This window comes from Candidatus Pelagibacter sp. Uisw_130, assembly GCF_047722505.1.
Taxonomy (GTDB): Bacteria; Pseudomonadota; Alphaproteobacteria; order Pelagibacterales; family Pelagibacteraceae; genus Pelagibacter.
In genome coordinates this window covers 698,760-713,903 of record NZ_CP159814.1, presented here as the reverse complement: position 1 = coordinate 713,903, position 15,144 = coordinate 698,760, and the positions used below count along the sequence as shown (strand labels likewise).

Genomic DNA, 15,144 nt, shown 5'->3' with positions numbered 1-15,144 from the left:
AAATTATGGCTAGAACTAATACATTAGACACATATCGTAATATTGGAATTATGGCTCATATTGATGCTGGCAAAACCACTACTACTGAAAGAATTTTATACTACACTGGAAAAAGCCACAAAATTGGTGAAGTTCATGATGGTGCAGCAACAATGGATTGGATGGAGCAAGAACAAGAAAGAGGAATTACAATTACCTCAGCGGCAACTACTTGTTTCTGGAATGATCATAGAATTAATATTATTGATACTCCTGGTCACGTAGATTTTACTATTGAAGTTGAAAGATCATTAAAAGTTTTAGATGGTGCTGTATGTGTTTTTGATGGTGTTGCTGGTGTTGAACCTCAATCAGAAACAGTGTGGAGACAAGCTGACAAATATAAAGTTCCAAGAATTTGTTTTGTAAATAAATTAGACAGAACTGGTGCAGACTTTTACAGATGTGTAGATATGATTAGAGATAGACTTGGTTGCAAACCTTTGGTTATACAAGTTCCAATTGGTATTGAAGCTGACTTATCTGGTGTTGTAGATTTAGTTAAGATGAAGGCACAAGTTTGGAAAAATGAAGCACTAGGTGCAGAGTGGGAATACAAAGAGATTCCAGATGATTTAAAAGAAATTTCTCAAAAATATAGAACTGAGCTTGTTGAAACAGCTGTTGAACAAGATGAAAAATTAATGGAAAGCTATTTAAATGGTGAGGAAATTAAAGAAGAAGATTTAGTTAAATGTATAAGAAAAGGAACGCTAAATTTTAGCTTTGTTCCAATAACTACTGGTTCAGCATTTAAAAACAAAGGTGTTCAACCGTTACTTGATGCAGTTATTAATTACCTTCCAAGTCCAATTGATATCGGCTCTATTAGTGGGACAAAACCTGGAACTGAAGATGCTGTTGAAATGAAATTTGATGATGGAGCTGGTTTTTCAGCGTTAGCCTTTAAAGTTGCAAACGATCCCTTTGTTGGATCATTAACTTTTATAAGAATTTATTCTGGAACAATTAAAACTGGAACAGCAGTCTACAATACCTCAAAAGAAAAAGAGGAAAGAGTTGGTAGAATGCTTTTAATGCATGCGAATTCTAGAGAAGACATTAAAGAGGCGAACGCAGGAGATATTGTTGCCCTAGCTGGACTTAAATACACAATAACTGGTCACACTTTGTGTGATGAAGCTAACCCAGTTTTGTTGGAACCAATGGAATTCCCTGAACCTGTAATTGAAATTGCTGTTGAACCAAAAACTAAAGCTGACCAAGAAAAAATGGGTGAAGCTTTAGCAAGATTAGCAAAGGAAGACCCTTCATTTAGAGTAACCTCTGATGAAGAATCCGGTCAAACAATAATTAAAGGTATGGGTGAATTGCACTTAGATATTATTGTCGATCGAATGAAAAGAGAATTTAATGTTGAAGCAAATATTGGAGCACCTCAGGTCGCTTACCGTGAAACTATTCAAAATGCATCTGAGTTTGAGTACACACACAAAAAACAAAGTGGTGGTGCTGGACAGTTTGCTAAAGTTAAACTTTTAGTTGAACCTCAAGAACCAGGTAAAGGTAGAGAGGTTGATAGCAAAATTAAAGGTGGATCAATTCCTAAAGAGTTTATTCCAGGTGTTGAGAAGGGTATTGAAACAATATCTGATGGTGGAATTTTAGCAGGATTTCCGATGATTGATTATAAAGTTACAATTTTAGATGGATTACACCATGATGTTGACTCGAGTGTTCTTGCATTTGAACTTGCTGGTAGAGCTTGCTTTAAAGAAGCTTGTACTAGAGGAGGATTAAAATTATTAGAACCGGTAATGAGAGTTGAAGTGGTAACTCCTGAAGATTATATGGGTGATGTTATCGGTGACTTAAATAGTAGAAGAGGTCAAATAAGTGAACAAGAAAGCAGAGGAAATGCAACTGTAATAACGGCAATGGTTCCTCTAGCTAATATGTTTGGATATATAAACAGTTTAAGGTCCATGTCTCAAGGAAGAGCTCAATACTCAATGTTCTTTGATCATTACTCTAAAGTCCCACAAAATGTGCAGGATGAAGTAACTAAAAAAATTGCTGGATAATAATTATGGAAAAACAAAATATTAGAATTAAATTAAGAGCTTATGATAATAAGATTCTAGATGCATCTACGGAAGAAATCGTTAATACCGTTAAAAGAACCGGAGCGACTATCAAGGGTCCAATACCTTTACCAACTAGAATTGAAAGATATACAGTTCTTAAAGGTCCTCATATTGATAAAAAAAGTAGAGAGCAATTTGAAACTAGAACACATAAAAGATTAATCGACATTATTGAACCTACTCCTCAAACTGTAGAGGCTTTAATGAAACTTGATTTAGCATCTGGTGTTGATGTGGAGATAAAAATTTAATTATGACTGAAATAGCTTTAGTTGGCAAAAAAATAGGTATGACAAGAGAGTTTTATAAAACTGGTCGTTTAGTTCCTGTTACAGTAATTAAAATGGAAAAAGCTAGAGTTATTAGTGTGATTGAAGAAGAGAAACGCGGATATAAAGCTATACAATTAGGCTTCGGTAATATTAAAAGCTCAAAACTTACAAAAGCAATGAAGGGCATGTATGCTAAAAAAAATACTGAAGCAAAGAAAAAACTAAAAGAATTTAGAGTAAAAGATACAGAACCATACAAAGAAGGTAATGAATTTGGTTTAGAAATTTTTAATGAAGTCAAATTTGTTGATACCACTTCAAAGACTATTGGAAAAGGTTTTGCTGGAGCAATGAAAAGACACAACTTTGGTGGCTTAAGAGCTACACACGGTGTTTCTGTTTCACATAGATCTCATGGCTCAACAGGTCAAAGGCAAGATCCTGGTAAAGTTTTTAAAGGAAAAAAAATGGCTGGTCATATGGGGGACAGAGTTAGAACCATGCTAAATTTGGAGATAATTAAAACTGATTTAGAAAACGAATTATTATACTTAAAAGGCTCAATACCAGGTTCTAAAAACTCAGAAGTATTAGTCAAACAATCAGTTAAAGTTATTAATAAACTAACAATTAAAGAAAAAATTGCTGCCGCTGAAGAGGCTAAAAAAACACCGGATAAAAAGAAAAGATAATGAAAATTGATAAGATAAATTTAGATGGTAAAAAAGACTCAATTGAAGTTTTGGATAAAATTTTTTCAGCAAAAATAAATAAAAAACTGGTTGATAATGTTTTATACAAAACTAATGCTAACTACAAAGGTAGACACGCTAAAACAAAACAACAAAATGAAATTGCCGGAGCTACTTCAAAAATTTATGCTCAAAAAGGAACGGGTGGAGCACGTCATGCGAGTAGAAAAGCCCCTATATTCGTTGGTGGTGGTGTAGCACATGGTCCAAAAGGTCAACTAGCTTATAAAAAAAGAAAACTTAACAAAAGTGAAAAAAAATTGAGCGTAGCGTCACTAATTACTGAAAAGAATAAACTTAATAATTTATTAATCTTTAGTGATTTTGCTACTGAAATTAAAAAAACTAAAGAAATGCACTCAATCATCAAAAAATTTGATTTAACTCATTCATTAATAATTCTAGACAAGACTTCAAAAGATAAAGTTGAAAAATCAATGAGAAACATACCAAATGTTAAAGTTACCGACATAAACCACTTTAGCGCCTTTGATATTATTAAATTTAAAAAAGTTGTGTTTACTGAAAGTTCAATAAAAGAACTAGAAAAGAGATATTCTTAAAATGGATAAGATACATTTATACGACAAAATTTTATCACCAATGCTAACTGAAAAGACAACAAATCTTTCTGAGCAAAATAAAATTGTATTTAAAGTTCCGAGAGAAGCTAACAAAACTAATTTAAAAAAAAATATTGAAAAAATTTTTAAAGTAAATGTTATTAAAATTAACATAATCAACAAGCAAAACAGAAAAGTTGTTAAACGTGGAAAAAAAGTAAATATTCAAGGTTATAAAAAGGCAATTATAACTCTAAAAAAAGGTCAAAGTATCGATCTAACAACAGGAATTTAAATAATGGCATTAAAAACATTTAAACCATATACAAAATCTACTAGAGGAACCATTCTTGTTGATCGAACGGGTCTATGGAAGGGTAAACCTTTTAAAATGCTTGTTGAACCTAAAAATTCAATGCGTGGAAGAAATAACAATGGTCATATTACCTCTAGAAATATGTCAGGTGGTGGGCATAAGAAGATGTATAGACTTGTAGATTTTTATAGAAAAAAATTTGATGTACCTGGTACAGTTGAGCGTATCGAGTATGACCCAAACAGATCATGTTATATCATGTTAATCAAGTTTGAAGATGGAACTCATTTTTACTATTTAGCACCTCAAAAAATTAACGTTGGTGATGTTATTGAAAATGGCTCTGCAAAAGAAATCAAAGTTGGTAATTGTATGCCGTTAAGAGACATTCCAGTTGGTGTAAACGTGCATAACGTCGAATTACAACCAGGTGGTGGTGGAAAAATAGCTAGATCTGCTGGCACCTCTGTGACTATAAGTGGTTTAGATGGCAATTATTCATTGGTTAAAATGACTTCTGGCGAAGTTAGAAGAATAGACTCAAGATGCATGGCAACAATCGGTGTCTTGTCAAATCCAGACCAAAAAAATATTAAGATTGGTAAAGCTGGAAGATCAAGATGGTTAGGTAGAAGACCCCATACAAGAGGAGTTGTAATGAATCCAGTTGATCACCCGCACGGTGGTGGTGAAGGTAAGAGTGCTGGTGGTAGACATCCAGTATCTCCGACAGGCCAAGGTGCAAAAGGATTAAAAACAAGAACAAATGCAAGAACAGATAAGTTTATTGTTAAAAGAAGAAACAAAAGAAAGGATACTAAAAAATAATGGCTAGATCAGTATGGAAAGGTCCTTTTGTAGAAGAGAGCTTAATTAAAAAAGTTGAAAAACAAAAATTAGACCCCAAAAAAATGCCAATTAAAACTTGGTCAAGAAAATCAACTATAATTCCTGAATTTATTGGTGTTAGTTTTTTGATTTATAATGGGAAAAAATTTATACCTGTTACCATTTCTGAGGATATGGTTGGACACAAACTAGGTGAGTTTTCACCAACAAGAACATTTTTTGGACATACGCCTGCAGATAAAAAGGCAAAACCAGCAATAGCTAAGAAATAACCATGAATAAGAAAAAGAAAATTAATAGAATTAAAGTAGATACTGTTAGATCGGTAAATAACAATATTAGATCTAGTGTGAGAAAACTTAATCCAATTCTTAAAGCAATTGTTGGAAAAAAAGTTGATGTTGCTATTAGAGAATTACAATTTTCTGCAAAAAGAATAACTAGAGAGATTAGGAAAACAGTTTCATCAGCTATTGCTAATGCTGAAAATAATAATCAATATGATATTGATAAGTTAATTGTCAAAGAAGCTTATTGTGGAAAAAAAGTTGTTATGAAAAGATTTAGACCTAGAGCAAAAGGTAGAGCTGCACCAATTTTAAAACCATATTCAACAATTACAATTATATTATCAGAAGCAAAACAAATGGAGAGTCATGGGACAAAAAGTTAATCCGATAGGTTTTAGACTTGGTGTGAATAGAGGTTGGGACTCTGTTTGGTATGCTAAAAAGAAAGATTTTGGAAATTATCTAATTGAAGATTTTAAAATTAGAGCCTATATCAAGAAAAATGTAGTTAACTCTGGTGTATCAAAAGTGATGATAGAGAGAACTTCAAATAAATGTTTTGTTACAATTTATACTTCAAGACCAGGGTTTGTTATTGGTAAAAAAGGTAGTGATATTGATAAAATTAAAAACAATTTATCTAAATTTACAAACAATGAAGTATCTTTAAATATTAAAGAAGTTAAAAAACCTGAAACTAATGCTTTTTTAGTAGCCGAAAATATTGCACAACAATTAGTAAAAAGAATATCATATAGAAGAGCAATGAAGAGAGCCATGCAGTCTTGTATGAGATTAGGTGCGAAGGGTATTAAAGTTGCAATAAGTGGTAGACTCGGTGGTAACGAAATCGCAAGAACAGAGTGGTTGAGAGAGGGTAGTATTCCTTCTCATACATTAAGAGCAGATATTGATTACGATGAAGCAGAAGCTTTAACAACATTTGGAATTATTGGAATTAAAGTTTGGATCTACAAAGGTGAAGTTTTTGCAAGAGAATTTAGCCAGGAAACAAATAAAGTTAAACCTAAAGAGGTTAAAGAGTAATTATGTTACAGCCGGTAAGAACAAAATATAGAAAAGCTCACAAAGGTAGAATTCATGGAACAGCTACACGTGCTGCGAAGATAAATTACGGATCATTTGCTTTAAAAGCTATGGCTCCTGAAAGAATTATTGGTAAACAAATTGAAGCTGCTAGGGTTGCTTTAACTAGACACATGAAAAGGCAAGGACGTGTTTGGACTAGAATTTTTCCAAATATTCCAGTTTCAAAAAAACCTGTTGAAGTAAGAATGGGTAAAGGTAAAGGTGCTCCTGAGTATTGGGCATGTAGAGTTAAACCTGGTAGAATTTTGTTTGAAATTGATGGTGTTTCAGAAGCAATTGCAAAAGAAGCTCTTTATAAAGCGTCTGCTAAATTACCTATTAAAACTAAATTTATAAAAAGATTTGCATAATATGAAAAAACAAGAAATTAAAAAATTATCCAAAGACGAAGTTTTAAAAAACATAGATAAATTGAAAAAAGATTTATTTAATTTTAGATTTCAAAGAATTAATTCTGAAATTAAAGACCCATCAAAAATTGGACAAACAAAAAAAACAATTGCAAGGTTAAAAACTATACTAAAAGGAAAATTAAATGCCTAAAAAAATATTAACGGGAGTAGTTACTAGTGATAAGCCTAATAAAACTATTACTGTAGCAGTAGAGAGAAAATACTCACATCCTGTGTTAAAAAAAGTGGTTAAAGTTCAAAAAAAATATAATGCACATGATGAAAATAATAAATTTAAAACTGGAGATAAGGTTTCAATTATTGAATGTAAACCATTTTCAAAAAATAAAAAATTTCAAGTAATGGATGGTTCTAAATGATACAGGTACAAACTGAAATGTTAGTAGCAGACAACACTGGGGCAAAAAGAATTGAATGTATTAAGGTTCTTGGTGGATCAAAACGTAGATATGCTAGTATTGGTGACACAATCGTTGTTGCTGTAAAAGAAGCGATGCCTAAAGGTAAAGTTAAAAAAGGTTCCGTGCACAAAGCAGTTGTAGTTCGTGTTAAATATGGAATTCATAGAGATGATGGCTCAAAAGTTAAATTTGATAACAATGCAGCAGTTTTAGTCGATGACAAAGGTGAACCGGTTGGAACTAGAATTTTTGGACCTGTTACAAGAGAACTAAGAAATAGAGGTCAAATGAAAATAATTTCATTAGCTCCAGAGGTATTATAAAATGATTAAAAAAGGTTCTAAAGTAAAAATATTAACAGGAAGAGATAAAAAAAAAGAAGGTGAGGTTATTGAAATAGATAGACCCAACAATAGAGCAAAAGTTCAAGGAATTAATATTGTGAAAAAACACGTTAAAACTACGAAAGAAAAAAAAGGTGGAATTATTTCGAAAGAAAGTTTTATACATATTTCAAACCTTGCACTTATAGATGTTAAAGAAAAAATTAAAAAAACTGAGGCTAAAAAATAATGACACCAAGATTAAAAGAACTTTATTACAAAGAAATTCAACCTGCTCTTAAAGAGCAATTAGGATTTAAAAATACTTTTCAAGGACCAAAACTTGTTAAAGTTGTTATTAATATGGGCCTAGGTCTTGATGGAGCTGATGCTAAAATCATGAAATCTACTGAAGAAGATTTAGGAAAAATTACTGGGCAAAAACCTACGGTTACAAAATTTAAAAAATCTGTTGCTAACTTTAAAACAAGAAAAGGTACCAATGCAGGTTTAAAAGTTACCTTAAGAGGTAATAAAATGTATGAGTTTATTGATAGACTAGTTAATATTGCGTTACCAAGAATTAAAGACTTTAGAGGTCTATCTCCCAAAGGTTTTGATAAATTTGGTAATTATACTTTTGGAATTAAAGAACATATAATTTTTCATGAAGTTAATTTTGATAGAATTGACAAAATTAGAGGTCTTGATGTTGTAGTTGTAATTGCTGCGATAAACAAAGAGCATAGTTTTGCGCTCCTAGAGAAATTAAATTTTCCATTTATTAAAAAAGGAGACAATTAGAAATGGCTAAAGTAAGTGCAGTTCAAAAAAACGATAAAAGAATTAAACTTTCAGATAGATTGTTTAAAAAAAGATTAGCTTTAAAAAAAATTATCATGGATAAGAAAATTTCTCTTGAAGAAAGATTTAAAGCACAACAAAAATTATCTAATTTACCTAGAAATTCAGCTAAAAATAGAGTGATGAATAGATGTCAAATTACTGGAAGACCACATGGTGTTTACAGAAAATTAAAAATATCAAGAATAGCTTTAAGGGACTTAGGATTGCATGGATTAATTCCAGGCATGACGAAGTCGAGCTGGTAGAAAGGAATATATGAGCTTAAGTGACCCAATAGGTGATATGATTGCAAGAATAAAAAATGCTTTAGTGAGAAATCACAAAAAAGTTGCACTGCCCTCTTCTAACTTTAAAGTGAAAATTGCAGATATTTTAAAAAATGAAGGTTTTATTAAAGAATATAAAATTGATACTGAAGATAAAAAACCAGTTTTATCTATAGACCTTAAATATTATTCAGGAAACCCAGTCATTAGCACATTTGAAAGAGTGTCAAAGCCAGGAAGAAGAATTTTTTCAAGTGCTGACAGTTTACCAAAAATTAATGGTGGGCTCGGTGTAGCGATAGTTTCTACTCCAAAAGGTGTTATGACTGATGTTGATGCTAGAAAACAAAAAGTTGGTGGTGAAATAATCTGTAAGGTATTTTAATGTCTAAAATCGGTAAAATAAGTATTTCAATTCCTGAAAAAGTTAAAGCAGTGCTATCTGGTAACGTGCTTAATATTGAAGGACCATTAGGGAAAAAATCTCTTAACGTTGATTTAGAAATGTTTAAAGTTGATATTACTGAAGGAAAAGAGATATCAATCAAACCAATAAAAGTTGATCAAAATTCAAAAAGACTATGGGGAATGAATAGAAGTTTAATAAATAATGCTGTTATTGGTTCTAGTACTGGATATGAAAAAATATTAGAGTTAGTTGGTGTTGGTTATAGAGCTGCGCTAAAAGAAAAACAATTAAATCTACAGCTTGGTTATAGTCATGATATAAATTTTGATATACCAGAAGGTATTAAAATTGTTGTTGAAAAACAAACGACTGTCAAAGTTAGTGGATCTGACAAGCAACAAGTTGGTATGGTTTGTTCAAAAATTAAATCTTTTAGAAAACCAGAACCTTATAAAGGTAAGGGTATTAGAGAAAAAGGTCAGTATATATTAAGAAAAGAAGGAAAGAAAAAATAATGAAATTAAATGCAATCCAAAGAAAAAAATTTAGAGTAACTAATAAAGTTAAAAACGTCTCTTCTCCCGATAGATTTAGACTAAGTATTTCAAGGTCTTTAAAAAATATATCTGCTCAAATCATTGATGATGTTAAAAACATTACCTTGCTTTCTTCTTCATCTATTGAAAAAGATGTTAAAGCTATGAGTAAAGGCAATAAGACGGATATTTCTAAAATTGTTGCTGAAAAATTAGCAAAAAAAGCAGTAGAAAAAAAGATAACAAAAATCTATTTTGACAGAGGTGTTTATAAATATCACGGTAGAGTTAAGGCATTTGCTGAAACGTTACGTAAAAATGGAATGGAATTTTAATTATGGATTTTAAAAAAAAAATTGACGATGGAATTTTAGAAAAATTAGTTCACATTAATAGAATTACTAAAGTTGTAAAAGGTGGACGTAGATTTGGTTTTTCAGCACTAGTTGTTGTTGGAAATCAAGCAGGTAAAATTGGTATAGCGCATGCTAAAGCTAAACAAGTTCCAGACGCAATTAAAAAAGCAAATGAAACTGCTAGAAGAAAATTAATTCATATACCTTTAAGAGAAGGTAGAACTATACACCATGATGTTTACGGTAAAGATGGAGCAGGTAAGATTATTTTAAGATCAGCGCCAAAAGGAACGGGTATCATTGCTGGAGGTCCTGTACGAGCAGTTTGTGAAGTTTTAGGAATTAAGGACATAGTTGCTAAATCAATGGGAACATCAAACCCTCACAACATGATACGAGCTACAATGAAGGCTCTTTCAAAACAAAATTCACCAAAACATATAGCAACAATTAGAAATAAAAAAATTTCTGACGTAATTGAAAAAAGAGGATAATGAGTACATTAAATACTACAGGAAAAGTTTTATATAAAAAAAAAATGAGAGTTGGTAGAGGTATCGGTTCTGGAAAAGGTAAAACTTCTGGAAGAGGAGTTAAGGGTCAAAAGTCTAGATCTGGTGTTGCTATTAAAGCTTTTGAAGGCGGTCAAATGCCTTTATACAGAAGATTACCTAAAAGAGGCTTTAATGCAATTAAGAGATACCAAGCCGTTATAGCAATAATGAATTTGGAAAAAATTCAATCATATATTGATGAAAAAACAATTAATTCAAGCGATGTAATAAACATAGCTTTACTTATTAAATTGAAATTAATTAATAAGAATTCTCAAAAATTAAAAATACTAGGCACAGGTGACATTAAAGATAAAGTTAGCATTGAAGCTGATCTAATATCAAAAGCTGCTGTAGTTAAATTGGAAAAAGCAGGCTGCAAAATAGAATTGAAAAAATAATTAAGATATTATGAGTGCATCTTCTCAAACTAATGATCTTAAAAATCGAATAATCTTTACAATTTTTATCCTAGCAGTTTATAGATTTGGTACTTTTGTGCCAATTCCAGGTATTGATCCTGAGCAATTACAAACAATGATGAGCGGTAATCAAAAAGGATTACTTGGAATGTTTAATGTTTTTTCAGGCGGAGCTGTAAGTAGAATGGCCATATTTGCACTTGGAATCATGCCTTATATTTCATCTTCAATTATAGTTCAGTTGTTAACTGGCGTATCTGATTATTTTAAAAATTTAAAGGCACAAGGTGAAACTGGAAGAGCAAAAATCACTCAGATCACAAGATATGGAACAGTTATTCTTGCTACTATTCAGGGTTATGGATTATCTATAGGTTTACAATCTTCTGCTGACTTAGTTATTAATCCAGGATTATTTTTTACTGTAACAGCAGTCTCAACCATTGTTGCAGGTACAATGTTTTTAATGTGGTTGGGTGAACAAATAACGCAAAGAGGTATTGGTAATGGTATTTCATTGATTATTTTTGCTGGTATTGTTGCTGAAATCCCAAGAGCTTTAGTTACCACTTTTGAACTTGGTAGAACTGGTGCAATATCTACAATTATGATTATTGGAATTTTTGTACTATTAGTTGCAACAATAATGTTCATTGTTTTTATGGAAAGAGCATTAAGAAAAATTTTAATAAATTACCCTAAAAGACAAATGGGAAATAAAATGTATGGTGGTGAGTCCTCTCATTTACCCTTAAAGATTAACCAGGCTGGTGTTATTCCAGCAATTTTTGCATCAGCTTTATTATTATTACCTGTAACTTTTTCTAATTTCAGTTTTTCAGACAATGATACGTTCCTAAATTTAAGTTCATACTTTACACAAGGACAACCTCTCTACATGCTGCTTTACGCTTCAGGAATAATATTTTTTACTTTTTTTTATACATCGATAACATTTAATCCAACAGAGACTGCTGATAATTTAAGAAAATATGGTGGTTTTGTTCCCGGTATTAGACCTGGAGAAAACACTTCATTATATATTGAAAAAATCGTAACAAAACTTACAACTATTGGTGCTCTTTATTTAACAATCGTATGTTTAATGCCTGAATTTTTAATTGCAAATTATCCAATACCTTTTTATTTAGGTGGAACATCAATCTTGATTGTTGTTGTTGTTGCAATTGATACGGTAACACAAATACAAACTAGATTAATGAGCTCACAATATGAGCAACTAATAAAAAAAACAAAATTCGGTAAGTAAATTGTGAATATAATTTTATTTGGTCCTCCTGGTGCTGGAAAGGGGACACAGGCTCAGTTTATTGTTAAAAAACATAATTACTTTCAGCTTTCAACTGGAAATTTATTAAGAGACGAGGTTAAATTAAAAACTTCACTAGGCTCTAAAATTGAACAACTTATATCTAATGGAGAGTTTGTTTCAGACGAGGCTGTTAATACTTTGCTTAAACAAGCTATAACTCATCTAAAATTTAGGGACAGAATTATTTTTGATGGATATCCAAGAAATATTGAGCAAGCAATCAATCTTGAGCTCATTTTAAATGAATTTAAACAAACAATTGGCCACACTATATTTCTTAACGTTTCAAGAGATATCATCGAAAAACGCATTATGGGTCGTATGACTTGTGAAAAATGTAACATGACCTTAAATGAGTACTTTAACAAAGAACAAATAGAACTACATCCTTGTGGGCCTGAACATTTAAAAAAGAGAAAAGATGATAATTTAGAAGTAGTAATAGCTAGATATGACACATATATGACAGCGACAAAACCCATATTAGATTTTTATAGCAAAAATTTAAACTTCACTGAAATTGATGGAGCCCAAGAAATTGATCAAATTACTACCAAAATCGATGATATTCTTAAGGTTTAAGACATTGACTTTAGAACATCTTCTTATATAAAAGGCTAAATTTATTCTCAAATATATGGCTCGTATTGCAGGTGTTAACATTCCCCAAAATAAACTTGTTCACATAGGACTAACTTATATTTATGGTATTGGTAACAATTTTTCAAACCAGATATGTACCTCATTAGAGATTCCCAAAGCAAAAAGAATTAATGAACTTACCGACGAAGACATTTTAAAAATAAGAGAGTACATTGATGCAAATTTCAAAGTAGAGGGTGATTTAAGAAGAGACTATTCTTTAACTATTAAAAGATTAATTGATCTTGCATGTTATAGAGGATCAAGACACAGAAAAAAACTTCCTGTGAGAGGTCAAAGAACTAGATGTAATGCTAGAACAAGAAAAGGTAAAGCAATTGCAATCGCAGGTAAAAAATTAACACCACTTAAAAAATAATTGATTTATGGCTAAAGTAGATAAAGTTGAAAATAAAGAAGCTGTTGTTGAAAAAAAAGTAGATAAAAAAGCTAAAAAAAGTTCATATTCAAAAAAAAAGAAAATTAAAAAAAATATTCTTAATGGTATTGCTTATGTTCAATCGACTTTTAATAATACAATAATTTCAATCGCTGATACTAATGGCAATGTCATTTCTTGGGCATCTGCTGGACAAAAAGGATTTAAAGGTTCAAGAAAATCAACTCCCTATGCCGCTCAGGTCGCTGCAGACTCAGCTGCTTCAAAAGCATTGGAATTTGGAATGAAAACCTTGTTAGTTGAAGTTAAAGGACCTGGTTCAGGAAGAGAAACTGCATTAAGAGCTTTACAAGCGAAAGGATTTAAGATTCTTTCAATAAAAGATACTACACCAATGCCACATAACGGCGTAAGACCACCAAAAAAAAGGAGAGTTTAGTAAATGGAAAGTTTAAATGTAAATGCTAAAAATTGGAAGGCATTAATTAAACCAGCTCAATTAGATGTTAAGATCAGTGATGACAAATCACATGCAAAAATTATTGCTGAACCTTTAGAAAAAGGTTACGGCTTAACTTTAGGTAACTCTTTAAGAAGAATTTTACTTTCCTCTATAAGAGGTGCAGCTGTTACTTCAATTCAAATAGATGGTGTATTACACGAGTTCACATCCATTAAAGGTGTTAGAGAAGATGTAACAGATATCGTTCTTAACGTTAAATCTTTAGCTTTAAAAAGTTCTTCTGAAGGTACTAAAAAACTTATTTTAGATGCAAAAGGACCTGGAGAAATTAAAGCTTCTGACATAGTACCAGTTACTGATATTGAGATACTAAACCCTGATTTAGTTATCTGCAACTTAGACGAAAATACAAATTTCCACATGGAAATGAATGTTGGAACAGGTAAGGGATACGTGCCAGCAGTGATGAATAAGCCAGAAGAGCCACCTTTAGGCTTAATTGCTATAGATTCATTATACAGTCCAGTTAAGAAAGTCTCATACGCAATCAGCACTGCAAGAGAAGGAAAAGCCCTGGATTATGATAAATTAATTATGGAAGTTGAAACTAATGGATCAATTTCTGCTGAAGATGCTGTTGCTTATTCTGCTAGAATTTTCCAAGATCAACTAAATATGTTTGTTAATTTTGATGAACCAGTGGAAGTTCCTGTAAAAGAAGTATCATCTGAGCCTGAATTCAATAAAAATTTATTAAGAAAAGTAGATGAGCTTGAATTATCTGTTCGTTCTATGAATTGCTTGAAAAATGATAACATTATTTATATTGGTGATTTAGTTCAAAAATCTGAAGGAGAAATGCTTAGAACACCTAACTTTGGAAGAAAATCACTTAATGAAATAAAAGAAGTTTTAACTGGTATGTCTTTATATTTAGGTATGGAAATACCAAACTGGCCACCAGAAAATATAGCTGAAATGTCTAAAAAGTTAGAGGAGCAAATCTAATGAGACACGGTATGGCTAATAAGAAGTTAAATAGAACTTCTGAACATAGAAAAGCTTTATTGAAGAATATGCTGAATTCTTTAATAAAATATGAGCAGATTACTACAACGCTTCCAAAAGCCAAATTCTTAAAACCTCAAGCTGATAAAATCATAACTTTAGGAAAAAAAGAAACTCTTCAAACTACAAAAATGTTAATGTCTAAGTTGCAAGACATAACATCTGCAAATAAAGTTAAAAAAACATTATCAAAAAGATATGTAGAAAGAAATGGTGGTTATACTAGAATAATTAAAGCTGGCTTTAGATATGGTGATAATGCACCTATGGCTGTAATTGAATTTGTTGATAGAGATGTTGAGGCAAAAAGAGTTGATAAAAAGAAAAAAGATCCAGCAAAAGACAAAACTGAAGAGAAAAAATTAGCTACTGCTTAATTTTTTATATAAAAT

27 protein-coding genes are annotated in these 15,144 nt (G+C 31.2%); all 27 read left to right on the top strand.

Translation table 11 applies throughout. From position 1 onward, the window contains the following. The first annotated feature begins 5 nt into the window (after window positions 1–5). From fusA to rplQ, 27 genes are read left to right on the top strand one after another with little or no spacing between them, the layout of a single operon-like run. On the top strand, window positions 6–2,084 hold the full coding sequence (gene fusA, locus ABXT55_RS03880; RefSeq protein ID WP_415284012.1) for an elongation factor G: 2,079 nt from the start codon (window positions 6–8) through the stop codon (window positions 2,082–2,084). 5 nt (window positions 2,085–2,089) lie between these two features. After that, window positions 2,090–2,398, top strand: a complete 309-nt coding sequence (gene rpsJ / locus ABXT55_RS03875) for a 30S ribosomal protein S10 (RefSeq protein WP_006996810.1) — start codon at window positions 2,090–2,092, stop codon at window positions 2,396–2,398. A gap of 2 nt (window positions 2,399–2,400) precedes the next feature. Continuing rightward, a complete protein-coding gene (rplC, locus tag ABXT55_RS03870) occupies window positions 2,401–3,111 on the top strand; it encodes a 50S ribosomal protein L3 (RefSeq protein WP_415285440.1) in 711 nt (236 codons plus the stop codon). Continuing rightward, window positions 3,111–3,734, top strand: coding sequence for a 50S ribosomal protein L4 (rplD, locus tag ABXT55_RS03865; RefSeq protein ID WP_415285439.1), 624 nt, complete (start codon window positions 3,111–3,113; stop codon window positions 3,732–3,734). The genes rplC and rplD overlap by 1 nt, the downstream gene beginning before the upstream one ends. A gap of 1 nt (window position 3,735) precedes the next feature. Then, on the top strand, window positions 3,736–4,029 hold the full coding sequence (rplW, locus tag ABXT55_RS03860; protein WP_271525613.1) for a 50S ribosomal protein L23: 294 nt from the start codon (window positions 3,736–3,738) through the stop codon (window positions 4,027–4,029). Window positions 4,030–4,032: 3 nt separating this feature from the next. Next, a complete protein-coding gene (gene rplB, locus ABXT55_RS03855) occupies window positions 4,033–4,878 on the top strand; it encodes a 50S ribosomal protein L2 (protein ID WP_415285438.1) in 846 nt (281 codons plus the stop codon). After that, window positions 4,878–5,171, top strand: a complete 294-nt coding sequence (rpsS, locus tag ABXT55_RS03850; RefSeq protein WP_415285437.1) for a 30S ribosomal protein S19 — start codon at window positions 4,878–4,880, stop codon at window positions 5,169–5,171. The genes rplB and rpsS overlap by 1 nt, the downstream gene beginning before the upstream one ends. Before the next feature lie 2 nt (window positions 5,172–5,173). After that, window positions 5,174–5,572: a 50S ribosomal protein L22 gene (gene rplV / locus ABXT55_RS03845; RefSeq protein WP_271492435.1), complete on the top strand. Its 399-nt coding sequence runs from the start codon at window positions 5,174–5,176 to the stop codon at window positions 5,570–5,572. Beyond that, window positions 5,556–6,236 (top strand): 30S ribosomal protein S3, encoded by a 681-nt coding sequence (gene rpsC / locus ABXT55_RS03840; protein ID WP_415285436.1) that lies wholly within the window; start codon window positions 5,556–5,558, stop codon window positions 6,234–6,236. Before rplV ends, rpsC begins: the two co-directional genes overlap by 17 nt. 2 nt (window positions 6,237–6,238) lie before the next feature. Next, on the top strand, window positions 6,239–6,649 hold the full coding sequence (rplP, locus tag ABXT55_RS03835; protein ID WP_271525610.1) for a 50S ribosomal protein L16: 411 nt from the start codon (window positions 6,239–6,241) through the stop codon (window positions 6,647–6,649). Window position 6,650: 1 nt separating this feature from the next. Beyond that, a complete protein-coding gene (gene rpmC / locus ABXT55_RS03830; RefSeq protein ID WP_271492428.1) occupies window positions 6,651–6,842 on the top strand; it encodes a 50S ribosomal protein L29 in 192 nt (63 codons plus the stop codon). Then, window positions 6,835–7,071: a 30S ribosomal protein S17 gene (gene rpsQ, locus ABXT55_RS03825; RefSeq protein ID WP_271492425.1), complete on the top strand. Its 237-nt coding sequence runs from the start codon at window positions 6,835–6,837 to the stop codon at window positions 7,069–7,071. Before rpmC ends, rpsQ begins: the two co-directional genes overlap by 8 nt. Further along, on the top strand, window positions 7,068–7,436 hold the full coding sequence (rplN, locus tag ABXT55_RS03820; RefSeq protein WP_415285435.1) for a 50S ribosomal protein L14: 369 nt from the start codon (window positions 7,068–7,070) through the stop codon (window positions 7,434–7,436). The genes rpsQ and rplN overlap by 4 nt, the downstream gene beginning before the upstream one ends. Before the next feature lies 1 nt (window position 7,437). Continuing rightward, window positions 7,438–7,686, top strand: coding sequence for a 50S ribosomal protein L24 (rplX, locus tag ABXT55_RS03815; RefSeq protein ID WP_415285434.1), 249 nt, complete (start codon window positions 7,438–7,440; stop codon window positions 7,684–7,686). Further along, the gene (gene rplE / locus ABXT55_RS03810; protein ID WP_415285433.1) at window positions 7,686–8,240 is read left to right on the top strand and encodes a 50S ribosomal protein L5; all 555 of its coding nucleotides are present in this window, start codon (window positions 7,686–7,688) and stop codon (window positions 8,238–8,240) included. The genes rplX and rplE overlap by 1 nt, the downstream gene beginning before the upstream one ends. Window positions 8,241–8,242: 2 nt before the next feature. Beyond that, window positions 8,243–8,548 (top strand): 30S ribosomal protein S14, encoded by a 306-nt coding sequence (gene rpsN, locus ABXT55_RS03805; RefSeq protein WP_271492416.1) that lies wholly within the window; start codon window positions 8,243–8,245, stop codon window positions 8,546–8,548. Window positions 8,549–8,558: 10 nt separating this feature from the next. After that, a complete protein-coding gene (rpsH, locus tag ABXT55_RS03800) occupies window positions 8,559–8,954 on the top strand; it encodes a 30S ribosomal protein S8 (protein ID WP_271492411.1) in 396 nt (131 codons plus the stop codon). Then, window positions 8,954–9,493: a 50S ribosomal protein L6 gene (rplF, locus tag ABXT55_RS03795; RefSeq protein ID WP_415285432.1), complete on the top strand. Its 540-nt coding sequence runs from the start codon at window positions 8,954–8,956 to the stop codon at window positions 9,491–9,493. Before rpsH ends, rplF begins: the two co-directional genes overlap by 1 nt. After that, window positions 9,493–9,849, top strand: coding sequence for a 50S ribosomal protein L18 (gene rplR / locus ABXT55_RS03790; RefSeq protein WP_415285430.1), 357 nt, complete (start codon window positions 9,493–9,495; stop codon window positions 9,847–9,849). Before rplF ends, rplR begins: the two co-directional genes overlap by 1 nt. A gap of 2 nt (window positions 9,850–9,851) precedes the next feature. Further along, window positions 9,852–10,364, top strand: a complete 513-nt coding sequence (rpsE, locus tag ABXT55_RS03785; RefSeq protein WP_415285429.1) for a 30S ribosomal protein S5 — start codon at window positions 9,852–9,854, stop codon at window positions 10,362–10,364. Beyond that, entirely contained in the window at window positions 10,364–10,825 is a 462-nt protein-coding gene (gene rplO / locus ABXT55_RS03780; RefSeq protein ID WP_415285428.1) for a 50S ribosomal protein L15, read from the top strand. Before rpsE ends, rplO begins: the two co-directional genes overlap by 1 nt. A 10-nt stretch (window positions 10,826–10,835) precedes the next feature. Further along, window positions 10,836–12,116, top strand: coding sequence for a preprotein translocase subunit SecY (gene secY, locus ABXT55_RS03775; RefSeq protein WP_415285427.1), 1,281 nt, complete (start codon window positions 10,836–10,838; stop codon window positions 12,114–12,116). A 3-nt stretch (window positions 12,117–12,119) separates the two neighbouring features. Further along, window positions 12,120–12,761: an adenylate kinase family protein gene (locus ABXT55_RS03770; RefSeq protein ID WP_415285426.1), complete on the top strand. Its 642-nt coding sequence runs from the start codon at window positions 12,120–12,122 to the stop codon at window positions 12,759–12,761. A gap of 55 nt (window positions 12,762–12,816) precedes the next feature. Continuing rightward, on the top strand, window positions 12,817–13,200 hold the full coding sequence (gene rpsM, locus ABXT55_RS03765) for a 30S ribosomal protein S13 (protein WP_415285425.1): 384 nt from the start codon (window positions 12,817–12,819) through the stop codon (window positions 13,198–13,200). 7 nt (window positions 13,201–13,207) lie between these two features. Continuing rightward, window positions 13,208–13,660 carry a 30S ribosomal protein S11 gene (gene rpsK / locus ABXT55_RS03760; RefSeq protein ID WP_415285424.1) on the top strand — a complete coding sequence of 151 codons (453 nt, stop codon included), beginning with the start codon at window positions 13,208–13,210 and terminating at the stop codon, window positions 13,658–13,660. Window positions 13,661–13,663: 3 nt separating this feature from the next. Beyond that, window positions 13,664–14,692 carry a DNA-directed RNA polymerase subunit alpha gene (locus tag ABXT55_RS03755; protein ID WP_415285423.1) on the top strand — a complete coding sequence of 343 codons (1,029 nt, stop codon included), beginning with the start codon at window positions 13,664–13,666 and terminating at the stop codon, window positions 14,690–14,692. Then, window positions 14,692–15,129 carry a 50S ribosomal protein L17 gene (gene rplQ / locus ABXT55_RS03750; protein ID WP_415285422.1) on the top strand — a complete coding sequence of 146 codons (438 nt, stop codon included), beginning with the start codon at window positions 14,692–14,694 and terminating at the stop codon, window positions 15,127–15,129. The genes ABXT55_RS03755 and rplQ overlap by 1 nt, the downstream gene beginning before the upstream one ends. Window positions 15,130–15,144 lie beyond the last annotated feature (15 nt).

Bases quoted from the DNA above. Each gene is read 5' to 3' on its own strand.
- rplD (WP_415285439.1), top strand. From the start codon at position 3,111: ATGAAAATTGATAAGATAAATTTAGATGGTAAAAAAGACTCAATTGAA.
- rplW (WP_271525613.1), top strand. From the start codon at position 3,736: ATGGATAAGATACATTTATACGACAAAATTTTATCACCAATGCTAACT.
- rplB (WP_415285438.1), top strand. From the start codon at position 4,033: ATGGCATTAAAAACATTTAAACCATATACAAAATCTACTAGAGGAACC.
- rpsN (WP_271492416.1), top strand. From the start codon at position 8,243: ATGGCTAAAGTAAGTGCAGTTCAAAAAAACGATAAAAGAATTAAACTT.
- rplC (WP_415285440.1), top strand. From the start codon at position 2,401: ATGACTGAAATAGCTTTAGTTGGCAAAAAAATAGGTATGACAAGAGAG.
- rpsJ (WP_006996810.1), top strand. From the start codon at position 2,090: ATGGAAAAACAAAATATTAGAATTAAATTAAGAGCTTATGATAATAAG.
- ABXT55_RS03755 (WP_415285423.1), top strand. From the start codon at position 13,664: ATGGAAAGTTTAAATGTAAATGCTAAAAATTGGAAGGCATTAATTAAA.
- rplV (WP_271492435.1), top strand. From the start codon at position 5,174: ATGAATAAGAAAAAGAAAATTAATAGAATTAAAGTAGATACTGTTAGA.
- rpsM (WP_415285425.1), top strand. From the start codon at position 12,817: ATGGCTCGTATTGCAGGTGTTAACATTCCCCAAAATAAACTTGTTCAC.
- fusA (WP_415284012.1), top strand. From the start codon at position 6: ATGGCTAGAACTAATACATTAGACACATATCGTAATATTGGAATTATG.
- rplR (WP_415285430.1), top strand. From the start codon at position 9,493: ATGAAATTAAATGCAATCCAAAGAAAAAAATTTAGAGTAACTAATAAA.
- rplO (WP_415285428.1), top strand. From the start codon at position 10,364: ATGAGTACATTAAATACTACAGGAAAAGTTTTATATAAAAAAAAAATG.
- rplX (WP_415285434.1), top strand. From the start codon at position 7,438: ATGATTAAAAAAGGTTCTAAAGTAAAAATATTAACAGGAAGAGATAAA.
- rpsK (WP_415285424.1), top strand. From the start codon at position 13,208: ATGGCTAAAGTAGATAAAGTTGAAAATAAAGAAGCTGTTGTTGAAAAA.
- rpsS (WP_415285437.1), top strand. From the start codon at position 4,878: ATGGCTAGATCAGTATGGAAAGGTCCTTTTGTAGAAGAGAGCTTAATT.
- secY (WP_415285427.1), top strand. From the start codon at position 10,836: ATGAGTGCATCTTCTCAAACTAATGATCTTAAAAATCGAATAATCTTT.
- rpmC (WP_271492428.1), top strand. From the start codon at position 6,651: ATGAAAAAACAAGAAATTAAAAAATTATCCAAAGACGAAGTTTTAAAA.
- rpsC (WP_415285436.1), top strand. From the start codon at position 5,556: ATGGGACAAAAAGTTAATCCGATAGGTTTTAGACTTGGTGTGAATAGA.
- rpsQ (WP_271492425.1), top strand. From the start codon at position 6,835: ATGCCTAAAAAAATATTAACGGGAGTAGTTACTAGTGATAAGCCTAAT.
- rplP (WP_271525610.1), top strand. From the start codon at position 6,239: ATGTTACAGCCGGTAAGAACAAAATATAGAAAAGCTCACAAAGGTAGA.
- rplN (WP_415285435.1), top strand. From the start codon at position 7,068: ATGATACAGGTACAAACTGAAATGTTAGTAGCAGACAACACTGGGGCA.
- rpsH (WP_271492411.1), top strand. From the start codon at position 8,559: ATGAGCTTAAGTGACCCAATAGGTGATATGATTGCAAGAATAAAAAAT.
- rplE (WP_415285433.1), top strand. From the start codon at position 7,686: ATGACACCAAGATTAAAAGAACTTTATTACAAAGAAATTCAACCTGCT.
- rplF (WP_415285432.1), top strand. From the start codon at position 8,954: ATGTCTAAAATCGGTAAAATAAGTATTTCAATTCCTGAAAAAGTTAAA.
- rplQ (WP_415285422.1), top strand. From the start codon at position 14,692: ATGAGACACGGTATGGCTAATAAGAAGTTAAATAGAACTTCTGAACAT.
- rpsE (WP_415285429.1), top strand. From the start codon at position 9,852: ATGGATTTTAAAAAAAAAATTGACGATGGAATTTTAGAAAAATTAGTT.